Raw genomic sequence first — 10,913 nt, forward strand, 5'->3', positions numbered from 1 at the left:
TTTATGCCGGGCGTTTTTACATTTGGATCATGTGTCTATTAATTGTTCTGCAAACCGAGCTATTACATGGTCGAATGCTTGTTGTTCACCTAAGGGTGTATAACGCAAAACCGCCATGAGAGTCTTGAAGTCTTCTACATTGGCTGCCTCAATGAATGAGGGGTCAAAGACGCGTTCAATTGCATCTTGGCGTCTGTTGTTTAAATAGGCGATATCTAGGGCGAGAACTTCGATCATTTTAGTCGCTGCTGAATCAGAGGTGCTCGCCGCCTGTATTTGTCCTGTCAGAAGATATCGAAAGCGCTGTTCACAATTTTCCTCTAAGGGAGAAATATGTTCGGCTTCGTCGAACCAGTTTTCTTTCGCGTGCCCACAGTGTAAGGGGGCGCCGGGTTTGGTTTCCCTGATACAAGAAGCATGAAGGTTTTGGTATGCCAGAGCGAGGTCGTCAAAAGTTTCTTGTGGTCGAAAGTGCTCGATATGACTGGATGTCGCATCAATGTCTCGGCCACAGTAGCAACAGAAATAACCTTGCTCCAGTAGTAGGCTATTGTGCAGGTCGCGTTTCTGAGGGTTCTGAAGAGTGGAATAGGTAGGCTCCCACTCTTCGTTGGTTGACGCCTTCCATTGGGTAAATGACGCTGGCTCGGATCCTTTGAATATTTGTTTCATTTTCCGAGGATCTCCTTGCGACGGATCAACGCTTGTGCTCCTGCGAACTCAGGAAGATCGGGCGCAACTTTCCTGAGCGCTTTGAGCTGGGCTTTGGCTTCTACCAGGTTGTTGTCTTCAATGGTGCTGAATAGTTCGCTGAGGAGCGTTTCCACTTCTGGCTCGCGCTCGGATACGCCCATGATCTCCTCGAGCACTCGGCTGGAATCTAGTCCGTAGGATACGCGTGGGTGTGAAGCATCTCCGTCGTTCAGAAGCATGATTTCATTTGGCATCAAACCACCGATTATCTGTGGAGAGTGACTTGCAGCTATGAACTGTATCTTTGGAAAAGCTTTTTTTAACGTCGAAACGATACTGCGCTGCCAACCTGGGTGTAAATGAATGTCCAATTCGTCAATTACGATGATGCCGTTAGTCTTCTCTAAGACTTTGCTACCCATGTGGGGGTTAATAAGGCACATTCGGCGTGCAATGTCGGCGATCAAAGAAAATAAACCACGCTGCCCATCACTCAAACTTGAAAATGGCAGGGTTTTGTTTTGATTTAGTTGAACTAGCAGAGTGCGCAGTCCGAGGTCGTATTCGATACCTTTTGAATCGGGTAATACGGATTTAAGTGCCAGATTGACCCAGAGCAACTCATCGTCGAAAGAGTTTTTAGCTTCTGATCGCGACATCCGTTGTAGGCGCTCCAGCGTTTTTCCAATAAACCAACTTTCAAAATTTGTAAGATTTATTGCGGCATCGGACCAGTTTGCGTAGGCATCCAGACGTGATGACTTTTGTGTGGCCGCGAACTCAGCGGTCACGTTCGGAGAAGCCCAACGGCGGTTGGCACGATAAAAAGCTATTATGGGAAGGTCCATTTGACCTTTGGAGTCTAAATTGTCGAGCTGCGTAGATACAGTTGTATGGACTACGTGATTGTAAGATTGCCCTTGGTCTTTTCGCTCTTTAAATATTTCCCAATTGTCAAGGCCGAAAGCTGAGCCTTTGGCATTAAGTTTTAAAGGGTATAAATGCTCGAATCTGTAGCGATCATCGTACTGCTGGATGGTAAATCGAACATCTTGATCAGTAATTTGAGCGTCTCTATTTCCCATTGCTGTGGAAAAGTTATAGAGGCTAGACGCAACTGCCTGCAATAATGAAGTTTTTCCACTCCCATTAACTCCCACCACCAGGTTAAATCCCGGCTGAAAGTCAAAAGTGGCATCCTCGTAACAACGAAAATTCTGAATATGAAGCTGGTCCAGGCGCATTCTGGCTTTCCTTTACCAAGACTGACGAATGCCAACAGTGTACCTTGGCCCGTCAGAACCGCCAGGGGCGTAGGTGTTACTAGCTTTGGAGCTGTCCCAGTGGCGGCAACTTCGCCAGCTTCAACGCTACCAGCAACGCGCCAACCAACAGAGCGACGATGAACGCGCCAATCCCGTTCCACCCGGCAAAGTGCCAGAAAAACCCACCCGCCGTCCCGGCAATGCTCGACCCGACGTAATAGCAGAACAGGTACAGCGACGACGCCTGCCCCTTGGCTTTCACTGCGCGGCGGCCGATCCAGCTGCTGGCGACCGAGTGGGCGCCGAAGAAGCCGAAGGTGAACACCAGCATGCCCGGTACCACCAGCCACAAAGGCGTGAAGAGCGTCAGGGCCATGCCGGCGAGCATCAGCACGATGGTGCCCCATAGCACGCGGCGGCGGCCGAGGCGGTCGGCCAGTGAGCCGATCTTGGCCGAGCTGTAGATGCCCGAGAGGTACACCACTGACAGCAAACCGACCACCGCCTGGCTCAGCTCGTAGGGGGAGGCCAGCAGGCGATAGCCGATGTAGTTGAACATCGTCACGAAGGCGCCCATCAGCAGGAAGGCTTCGAGAAACAGCCACGGCAGGCCGGCGTCCTTGAAGTGCATGACAAAGCCGTCCACCAGGCTGCGCGGCTTGAGGCTGCTGGCGCGGAAGTTGCGCGATTCGGGAAGGATCTTCCAGAACACCGTGGCTGCGATCAACGCCAGGGCGCCGATGATCAGCATTGCAGTGTGCCAACTGACGAAGTCGATCAATACGCCGATGATCAGGCGCCCGCTCATGCCGCCAATCGCGTTGCCGCCGATGTACAGGCCCATGGCTAGGCCGATGTGCTGCGGGTGGATCTCTTCGCTGAGATAGGTCATGGCCACGGCGGCCAGGCCGCTCAAGGACAGGCCCACCAGTGCACGCATCAACAGGATGCCCTCCCAGCTCGGCATCAAGCCGCTGGCGATGGTGGCCAGCGCCGCACAGAACAACGCAGCGACCATCACCGGCTTGCGCCCCAGCCTGTCGGATATCGGCCCGGTGATCAGCAGGCCGCAGGCGAGCATCGCCGTGGCGACGGATAGAATCAGGCTGCTTTGCGCCGCATTGATGGAAAACTCATGGGACAGCGCCGGCATCATCGGCTGTACGCAATACAACAGGGCGAACGTGGCGAAGCCGCCGGAGAACAGCGCCAGCACGGTGCGCATGAACATCGGCGTGCCTTTTTCGATGTACGCGTCGTTGAGCTGCGCCACTACGTCATCAAGGGCTGAGGGCGAGGTGTGTTGGGCAAGTGGGGCAACAGCAGGATTCACGGGGGACCTCGGGGAGGAAAGTCTGCCAGGACTGACAATACGAAAAAGAATATAGCTGGCTAATGATTCTTTCCAATATATTGTTCGACCGGTTTGATAGCTTTTACGACCTAATGAGGCTTGCATGGAATTTCGCCATTTGCGCTACTTCATCGCCGTTGCCGAAGAGCTGCACTTCGGCCGCGCCGCGCAGGTGCTGGGCATCTCGCAGCCGCCCCTGAGCCAGCAGATACAGGCGCTGGAACACGAGCTGGGCGCACGCTTGTTCGAGCGTACCAATCGTCGGGTCGAGCTGAGCGAGGCCGGGCGCTTGTTCTTGCAAGAGGCACGGCTGGTGCTGGCCCAGGTCGACAAGGCGGCAGATGTGGCGCGGCGTGCGCAGTTGGGGGAACTGGGTGAATTGAAGATCGGCTTCACCTCGTCTGCGCCGTTCAACGCCAGCATTCCCCAGGCGATCTTTGCCTTCCGCCAGGCATTCCCGGCGGTGCATCTGAACCTGCAAGAAATGAGCAGCACCCAAGTGGCCGAGTCGCTGGTGGACGAGTCGATTCAGGTTGGGTTGATGCGGCCTTTGCCCTTGCCCGACTCACTGAACGTGATCGAGTTGATGCGCGAACCCTTGGTCGCGGTATTGAGCGCCGGCCACCCGTTGGCGCAAGGCAGCGAGCGCGGCTTGCATCTGGAGCAATTGGCCGAGGAGCCTTTCGTGTTCTTCCCGCGCAGTTACGGCAGCGGCTTGTACGCGCAGTTGCTCAACCTCGCTCGTGACGCCGGGTTCAGCCCGCACTTTGCTCAGGAAGCAGGGGAAGCAATGACCATCATCGGCCTGGTGGCGGCGGGGTTGGGGGTGTCGGTGCTGCCGGCGTCTTACCAGCGCATCCGCATTGATGGCGTGGTCTATCGCACCTTGCTCGACCCGCAGGCAGTGACGGCGGTGTGGCTGGTGCAGCGCAAGGGCGCGCAAACGCCAATGGCGAAAGGGTTTGTGGAGTTGTTGACGCGTAAGGCCGCTCAATAACCTGTGGCGAGGGAGCTTGCTCCCGCTGGGTCGCGTAGCGGCCCTAAAAAATGGGCCTGCTGCGCAGTCCAGCGGGAGCAAGCTCCCTCGCCACAAGGGGGTCAGTTTTGGGGCGAAGTATTTGCTTCATTCACGCTGTAAGTACGCAACCCCGCCAGAATATCCCGATCCAGCATGCTCACCCAACGGTTGTAGTTGCGATGGATCTTCCCGTCCTTGTAGCCCAGGTCGCGGCTGTCGCGGTAGGTGATGGCGTAGCTGTTGCGGGTGTAGCGGATGTCGATGGCGGCGTAGAACTGGCCGCGCACGGTGATCTCGGCCTGTACCAGTTGCGGGCTCAGGCGTTGTACCGTCCACTCGCGTTTTTGCAGGGCGGCGACGATCACTTGCTTCATTTTTTCTTCGCTGACCTGGCTTGTGGCCGGTAACTCATGCTGGGTGTTGAGCACGGGTTTGCTGGTGCAGCCAGCCGTGGTCAGCAGGGCCAGGGTGATCAGGGCAGCGCGTAGCAGGGAAGACATTCCGTTTTCTCCAATCGATTAAAAAGTCAGGCCCAGCGGCGGAAGATCAACGAGGTGTTGACCCCGCCGAAGGCAAAGTTGTTGTTCATCACGTAGTCGTTGTGCATCTGGCGAAAGCCACCTTGCAGGTAGTCCAGCTCGCCGCATTGCGGGTCGACCGCGTCCAGGTTGAAGGTGTGCACGTACTGGTCGCGGTTCATCATCTCGATGCTGAACCACGATTCCAACGCCCCGCACGCGCCCAGGGTGTGCCCCAGGAAACTTTTCTGCGAACTGATCGGCATGCGGCTGCCAAACAGGCTGCTGGTGGCCAGGGTTTCAGCGATGTCGCCCTGATCGGTAGCCGTGCCGTGGCCGTTCACGTAGCCAATGGCGGACGGTTCAAGACCTGCGTCTTCCAGGGCCAGCTCCATGGCGCGGCGCATGGTTTTCTGTTCCGGGCGGGTGGTGTGCTGGCCGTCGGCGTTGCTGCCGAAGCCGACCAGCTCCGCATGAATATGCGCGCCTCGCGCGAGTGCGTGTTCCAACTCTTCGAGCACCAACATGCCGCCACCTTCACCGATCACCAGGCCATCGCGGCCGCTGTCGTAGGGGCGCGGGCTGGTTTGCGGCGCATCGTTTTTCAGGCTGGTGGCGTACAACGCATCGAACACCATGGCTTCGGTGGGGCACAGTTCTTCTGCGCCGCCCGCGAGCATCAACGGCAGGCGCCCGAACTTGATTGCCTCATAGGCGTAGCCGATGCCCTGGCTGCCGCTGGTGCAGGCGCTGGAGGTAGGAATCAGCCGGCCCGTGAGGCCAAAGAAGATACTGATATTTGCCGCCGTGGTGTGGGGCATCATGCGTACATAGGAATTGGCATTGAGCCCCTCGGCCACCGAATTGAGCAGCATATTGCCGAACGCCTTGATCTCATCGGTACTGCCGGTGGACGAGCCACAGGCCACGCCCATGCGTCCGTCCTTGATCGACTCGTCACCGAGCAGGCCGGCGTCTTGCAACGCCTGCTCCGCCGCCCACACGGCCAGGCGCGAGACGCGGCCCATGCTGCGCAGTTGCTTGCGCGTCCAGTGAGCAGGCACGACGAAATCGTCGATAGGGCCGGCCAGGCGCGTGTTCAATTCGGTGAAACGGTCCCACTCATCCATGCGCCGGATGCCGCTGCGGTTGGCGCGAAAGTTCGCGGCGATGGTGTCCCAGTCGCTGCCCAGGGAGGTCACGCCGGCCATGCCGGTGACGACAACGCGCTTCATCAGCACAGGCCCCCGTTCACGGCCAGCACCTGGCGCGTGATGTAGCGGGCTTCGGCCGACATCAGGAAGTTCACGGCGCCGGCGACTTCTTCCGGCGTGCCCATGCGTTGGGCCGGGATCATTTTCATCAGTTCTTCTACCGGCACGTTTTCATCCAGCATCGCGGTGTCGATCAGGCCCGGCGCCACGCAGTTGACGGTGATCTTGCGCTTGCCCAGCTCGATGGCCAGCGCCTTGGCCGCGCCGATCAAGCCGGCTTTGGAGGCGCTGTAGTTGACCTGGCCGCGGTTGCCGATCAGCCCGGACACCGAGGTGATGCACACGATACGCCCGGCGGCGCGGCGCCGAATCATCGGCATCATCACCGGGTGCAGCACGTTGTAGAAACCATCCAGGTTGGTGCGCATCACCACATCCCAATCGTCTTCCGACAGAGCAGGAAAGGCGCCGTCGCGGGTCAGGCCGGCATTGAGCACCACGCCGTAGTAGGCGCCATGCTGCTCCACATCGGCCTCAAGGATCTCTTTGCACGCAGCGCGATCGGCCACGTCGAACTGCAGCACGCGTGCCTCGCGCCCCAGGGCTTGGACCTCGAGCTGTACCGCGTCGGCTTCGGCACGACCGCTGCGGCAATGCAGCACGATGTCATGGCCGGCCTGGGCCAGGCGCAGGGCAATGGCGCGGCCGATACCACGGCTGGAGCCGGTGACCAGTACGGATTCAGTCATGGCGTTTCGTCCTTCGATTCATCTAAATAGTTGGCCGCCTGGGGCGGTCGAAATACGTTCAAGCGCGCGCTGGCCTGGATACCGTCGCCGGTGAGGTGGCATTCGAACACGCCCATGCCGTTGTCGTCTTCCAGGGAGCGCAGGCCGTGGATATGCAGCTCTGCACCGGCCGGGAAGTGCTCCACGTTGCACTCGAACTTACGTGTGCCCAACAGGAAACCGAGTTCCACGGCCTTGCCTTGCTGGCGTGCATGGCAACCGGCATAGGCGGCGACGCTTTGCGCCATCAGCTCGATACCGACCCAGGCGGGCAGGCTACCGTCAGCACGGTTGAACAGGCCGCCGGGCTTGACGGTGACGCGGGTGTGGATCTGCTCTTCATCGAACGACAGCACCTGGTCGATCAGGATCATGTCGCCCGCATGGGGCAGCAGTTCGGCGAGTGGCCAATCGATCATGGGGCCTCTGCGATTATCAGGCTGACATTGTTACCGCCGAAGGCAAACGAGTTGCTCATCAGGCAGGTTTTTTTCAAGCTGTCGCCGCTGCGCACCCATTGCAACGCGGGCAGCGCCGGGTCGGGATGGCCGTCCCATACGTGGGGTGGCAGCAGGCGATGGGTCAGGCTCAGCCAGCAGAACGCGGCTTCCAGTGCCCCGGCAGCGCCGAGGGTGTGGCCGGTCATGGGCTTGGTCGATGAGCAGGCGACGCCGCCTGGAAAGAGGCTGGCGACCGCCAGGCTTTCCATGGCGTCGTTGTGTTGGGTCGCGGTGCCGTGCAGGTTCAGGTAGCCGATCTGCTCGGGCGAAAGCTTCGCGCAGGCTAAGGCCTTGCGCATGGCCAGCAACGCGCCCTTGCCGCTGGGCTCGGGCGCAGAGATATGGTGCGCGTCGCAACTGGCGCCGCTGCCCAGCAAGGCGATGGGGGCCGGCTCGCGGCTCATCAGGAACAGCACCGCCGCTTCACCGATATTGATGCCGTTGCGGTTCACCGAGAACGGATTACAGCGCTCGGCAGACACTGCTTCCAGCGCGGTAAACCCGTTCAGCGTCAGCTTGCACAGGCTGTCCACGCCGCCGCAAATCACCGCATCGCACACCCCCAGGTCCAACAGGCGCTGGGCACTCATCAATGCACGGGCGCTGGAGGTGCAGGCGGTGGAAATCACATAGGCCGGGCCGCTCACGTTCAACCAGTCGGCGAGGAAGTTGGCCGGAGCGCTGAGTTCCTGTTGCTGGTAGTCGTAGTCAGCGGGGAACTGCGTGTTCTGCAGGTAATGGGCAATGCCACGGCTGGCTTCGTCAATGCCCGAGGTGCTGGTGCCGAGCACAACCCCGACCCGGTCAGCGCCGTAGGTTTGGATGGCCTGACGAATCTGATCTTCGATCTGCAGCGCCGCTTCCAACAGCAACTGGTTATTGCGACTGCTTTGCTGGGCCAGTTCAGGGGGCAGGCTCGCCAGTTCGCCGTATACGGCGGCCACCGGCACTACGCGTTCCGGCACCCAGCCGCTTTCGGCACGCATGCCCGAACAGTCGCCGGCAAACAGCTTGCGGCTGACTTGCGCCTGGCCACGGCCAAGGGCGCAGATCACGCCAAGGGCGTTGAGGTAGGCGGTCATCGGCTCACACCCAGCGGGCTGATGCGGTAACTCAGCGGCGGGTCGGCCATGTTCACGCTGAACACCTCCGAAGACTGGTAGACGATCTGCCAGTGGCCCGGCAGCGTGCGCGTCAGGTCCATGGCCTGGGCAGTGGGATACAACGCCGGTACGTCACCGGGCGCGGTCAGGGCAAACAGCAGCGCGGCAAATAGCGTGCGCGCCTGGGGGTTGGGCGGCAGCAAGCCGTCTGCCTGCCACTGCCCATCAAGCAGTTTTTGCCGGGCCAGGGGAATGCCCAGCGGGTCCATCATCGACCAGCGAATCGCGCGGCCTTCGCGCTGGATCACCAGCAGCCAGTCCTGGCTCTGGCCGTCTGCCAGGCGCTGCACATGCAATTGCATCGGCAAGGCCAGGGCCGGCATTTTTTCCGGCAGCGGCGCCTGGCTGGCACAGGCGCTGAGCAGCAACAGGCAACTTATCAACAGCAGGCGCATCATGGGGCCGCATTCTCCACAGGTTTACGGGCCACGCAGTTGACCAGGGTTTCCTCGCGCTGGCCCACGGGCGGTGCCTTGCGCAGGCCCCAACGTTCCAGCAGGCCGAAGTCACTGGAACGGCTCCACCACAAGTAAGGGTACGAAATGTTCTGAGCAGCGAACTCAAAGCCCTGCTCGCGCAGCATCTCCAGGTACTCTTCGGCGCTTTTCTGCACATGCATCGGGTGGCGGAACAGCCAGCGAATCACCCAGGTGTCGATGTAGGCTTCGGTGGATTCGGCAAACAGCAGATAGCCGCCCGGCTTGAGCACCCGATAGAACTCCTTGAGTGCGCGATGTTGTTCCACCAGATGATGGAAGGTCTGGTGGCAGAACAGGATATCGACGCTGGCATCCGCTAGGTTGAGGGTCGCGCAGTCGCTGCCGATCAACTCGACGTCCAGGCCCAGCCGCGCGGCTTCTTCGCGGCTCAGTGCCAGGCTGTGAGGGTCGGCATCCAGGCCGATCAGGCGCGAAGGCGCGAACACCTGATGCAGCAACTGGAAGGATTTGCCCTGGCCGCAACCGGCATCCAGCAACACCGGCGCCACCGGCAGCGGCTCGCTGAACAAGCTGCGCAGGTCATTGATCGCCACGCGCAATACGTGATGCTGCCAGGTATGGCTGCGCAGGAACCAGAAGCCGAAGCGGGTTTCTTCGACGTAGTTTTGACTCAGGTAGTTTTTTTCGACGCCAGGGCTGCTCATACCGCTTCACTCGCACAAATATCCGACAACATCCGCAAGCGCCGCTTCGGCTCGCTGACAAACGGGTTGCGTTCATCCCAGGCGTAACCGGCCAGGATAGAGCTGATCATGCGGCGAATCTCCGGTGAACTGCCAGGATGGAAAATCACGTCCTGGAACGTGCCCGCGTACCAGCCCTCGACGTAGCAACGGAAGGTATCGACACCGCGCTTGAGCGGTTCGGCGAACTCGGTTTGCCAGTCCACCGTTTCGCCGCTCAATTGGCGGTGCAGTACTCCTGCGGCCATGCTGGCCGAACGCATGGCAATGGTCACGCCGGAAGAGAACACCGGGTCGAGGAATTCCGCCGCATTGCCCAGTAGCGCAAAGCCTGGGCCGTGCAGGGTTTTGACGTTGGCCGAGTAGCCGCCGATGGTGCGCGCCGGGGTATCCCAGACGGCGTTTTGCAGCACGGCGGACAGGCTTGGGGTTTGCTCGACAAAGCCGCGCAGGCAGGCGTCGAGGTCGCTGTCGGCACCCTCGAAATGCTCTTTGGCTGCGACCACGCCTACCGAGCAACGGCCGTTACTGAACGGGATGGTCCAGAACCAGATATCGCGCTTGGTCGGGTGAGTGGTCACCAGGATTTTGCTGCGGTCAAAGCCTGGGTGTTCGATACGGTCTTCGACGTGGGTGAATACGGCCTGGCGCAGCGGGAAATTCGACGGTGCTTCCAGGTCAAGCAGGCGTGGCAACACACGGCCGTAGCCGCTGGCATCGAGCACGAACCTGGCCTTGAGGTGGTACTCGCTGCCATTCTGGCGGCGCACATGCAAATACCGGCTCTCGGCAGAAAAATCCACGCCGACAATGGTTTGGCCGTAGCGGATTTCCACGCCTTGCAACGCCGCCTGGTCGGCCAGCAATTTGTCGAACTCGCCGCGCTGCACCTGAAAGGTGGTGGGCTTGCCGTTGCTGAAGGTGTCGCTGAAATCAAAGGCACTGTAGCGCTCGCCCCAGGCGAAGGCCGCGCCGGTTTTTACCTGGAAGCCTGCAGCTTGCACAGCGTCGAGCATGCCGGCTTCTTCGATAAAGTCGATGCAGTGCGACAGCAGGCTTTCGCCAATCGAGAAACGCGGGAAATGCTCGCGCTCGATGATCAATACATCATGCCCTTTGCGCTTTAACAGCGCGGCCGCGATGGCACCGGAAGGCCCGGCACCGATCACCACCACCTGGCGACGTTCCATTTCAACTGTGGGCACGAGGGCTCCTTG

12 protein-coding genes are annotated in these 10,913 nt (G+C 59.8%); 1 reads left to right on the forward strand and 11 read right to left on the reverse strand.

Features of this window, described 5'->3' with window-relative positions; all coding sequences use genetic code 11:
• Positions 1–27: 27 nt before the first annotated feature.
• From JFT58_RS09700 to JFT58_RS09710, 3 genes are all read right to left on the reverse strand, one after another.
• On the reverse strand, positions 28–672 hold the full coding sequence (locus JFT58_RS09700) for a retron system putative HNH endonuclease (protein WP_054896207.1): 645 nt from the start codon (positions 670–672) through the stop codon (positions 28–30).
• Positions 669–1,937 carry an AAA family ATPase gene (locus JFT58_RS09705; RefSeq protein ID WP_054896208.1) on the reverse strand — a complete coding sequence of 423 codons (1,269 nt, stop codon included), beginning with the start codon at positions 1,935–1,937 and terminating at the stop codon, positions 669–671. The genes JFT58_RS09700 and JFT58_RS09705 overlap by 4 nt, the downstream gene beginning before the upstream one ends.
• 79 nt (positions 1,938–2,016) lie before the next feature.
• Positions 2,017–3,231, reverse strand: a complete 1,215-nt coding sequence (locus tag JFT58_RS09710) for an MFS transporter (protein ID WP_054896209.1) — start codon at positions 3,229–3,231, stop codon at positions 2,017–2,019.
• Between the two features lie 184 nt (positions 3,232–3,415).
• Here JFT58_RS09710 and JFT58_RS09715 point away from each other — a divergent pair, with 184 nt between their 5' ends.
• Positions 3,416–4,309 (forward strand): LysR family transcriptional regulator, encoded by an 894-nt coding sequence (locus tag JFT58_RS09715; protein ID WP_034125583.1) that lies wholly within the window; start codon positions 3,416–3,418, stop codon positions 4,307–4,309.
• A 101-nt stretch (positions 4,310–4,410) separates the two neighbouring features.
• On the opposite strand, the gene JFT58_RS09720 is transcribed toward JFT58_RS09715, so the two are convergent.
• From JFT58_RS09720 to JFT58_RS09755, 8 genes are read right to left on the reverse strand one after another with little or no spacing between them, the layout of a single operon-like run.
• The gene (locus JFT58_RS09720; RefSeq protein ID WP_020301670.1) at positions 4,411–4,830 is read right to left on the reverse strand and encodes a hypothetical protein; all 420 of its coding nucleotides are present in this window, start codon (positions 4,828–4,830) and stop codon (positions 4,411–4,413) included.
• Between the two features lie 26 nt (positions 4,831–4,856).
• Entirely contained in the window at positions 4,857–6,083 is a 1,227-nt protein-coding gene (locus JFT58_RS09725; protein WP_003187928.1) for a beta-ketoacyl-ACP synthase, read from the reverse strand.
• Positions 6,083–6,811, reverse strand: coding sequence for a 3-oxoacyl-ACP reductase FabG (gene fabG, locus JFT58_RS09730; protein ID WP_054896210.1), 729 nt, complete (start codon positions 6,809–6,811; stop codon positions 6,083–6,085). The genes JFT58_RS09725 and fabG overlap by 1 nt, the downstream gene beginning before the upstream one ends.
• The gene (locus JFT58_RS09735) at positions 6,808–7,269 is read right to left on the reverse strand and encodes a hotdog family protein (RefSeq protein ID WP_054896211.1); all 462 of its coding nucleotides are present in this window, start codon (positions 7,267–7,269) and stop codon (positions 6,808–6,810) included. Before JFT58_RS09735 ends, fabG begins: the two co-directional genes overlap by 4 nt.
• Entirely contained in the window at positions 7,266–8,432 is a 1,167-nt protein-coding gene (locus JFT58_RS09740) for a beta-ketoacyl-[acyl-carrier-protein] synthase family protein (protein WP_054896212.1), read from the reverse strand. Before JFT58_RS09740 ends, JFT58_RS09735 begins: the two co-directional genes overlap by 4 nt.
• Positions 8,429–8,911: a hypothetical protein gene (locus JFT58_RS09745; protein WP_054896213.1), complete on the reverse strand. Its 483-nt coding sequence runs from the start codon at positions 8,909–8,911 to the stop codon at positions 8,429–8,431. The genes JFT58_RS09740 and JFT58_RS09745 overlap by 4 nt, the downstream gene beginning before the upstream one ends.
• The gene (locus JFT58_RS09750; protein ID WP_054896214.1) at positions 8,908–9,657 is read right to left on the reverse strand and encodes a class I SAM-dependent methyltransferase; all 750 of its coding nucleotides are present in this window, start codon (positions 9,655–9,657) and stop codon (positions 8,908–8,910) included. Before JFT58_RS09750 ends, JFT58_RS09745 begins: the two co-directional genes overlap by 4 nt.
• Positions 9,654–10,901: an NAD(P)/FAD-dependent oxidoreductase gene (locus JFT58_RS09755; protein ID WP_054896215.1), complete on the reverse strand. Its 1,248-nt coding sequence runs from the start codon at positions 10,899–10,901 to the stop codon at positions 9,654–9,656. Before JFT58_RS09755 ends, JFT58_RS09750 begins: the two co-directional genes overlap by 4 nt.
• Between the last annotated feature and the right edge of the window lie 12 nt (positions 10,902–10,913).

The sequence above is a fragment of the Pseudomonas sp. MF6767 genome (assembly GCF_016405475.1).
Classification (GTDB): Bacteria; Pseudomonadota; Gammaproteobacteria; order Pseudomonadales; family Pseudomonadaceae; genus Aquipseudomonas; species Aquipseudomonas paracarnis.

Excerpts from the sequence above, each read along its gene's own strand:
- JFT58_RS09700 (WP_054896207.1), bottom strand. The coding sequence starts at position 672 with ATGAAACAAATATTCAAAGGATCCGAGCCAGCGTCATTTACCCAATGG.
- JFT58_RS09740 (WP_054896212.1), bottom strand. The coding sequence starts at position 8,432 with ATGACCGCCTACCTCAACGCCCTTGGCGTGATCTGCGCCCTTGGCCGT.
- JFT58_RS09705 (WP_054896208.1), bottom strand. The coding sequence starts at position 1,937 with ATGCGCCTGGACCAGCTTCATATTCAGAATTTTCGTTGTTACGAGGAT.
- JFT58_RS09745 (WP_054896213.1), bottom strand. The coding sequence starts at position 8,911 with ATGATGCGCCTGCTGTTGATAAGTTGCCTGTTGCTGCTCAGCGCCTGT.
- JFT58_RS09720 (WP_020301670.1), bottom strand. The coding sequence starts at position 4,830 with ATGTCTTCCCTGCTACGCGCTGCCCTGATCACCCTGGCCCTGCTGACC.
- JFT58_RS09750 (WP_054896214.1), bottom strand. The coding sequence starts at position 9,657 with ATGAGCAGCCCTGGCGTCGAAAAAAACTACCTGAGTCAAAACTACGTC.
- JFT58_RS09735 (WP_054896211.1), bottom strand. The coding sequence starts at position 7,269 with ATGATCGATTGGCCACTCGCCGAACTGCTGCCCCATGCGGGCGACATG.
- JFT58_RS09725 (WP_003187928.1), bottom strand. The coding sequence starts at position 6,083 with ATGAAGCGCGTTGTCGTCACCGGCATGGCCGGCGTGACCTCCCTGGGC.
- fabG (WP_054896210.1), bottom strand. The coding sequence starts at position 6,811 with ATGACTGAATCCGTACTGGTCACCGGCTCCAGCCGTGGTATCGGCCGC.
- JFT58_RS09715 (WP_034125583.1), top strand. The coding sequence starts at position 3,416 with ATGGAATTTCGCCATTTGCGCTACTTCATCGCCGTTGCCGAAGAGCTG.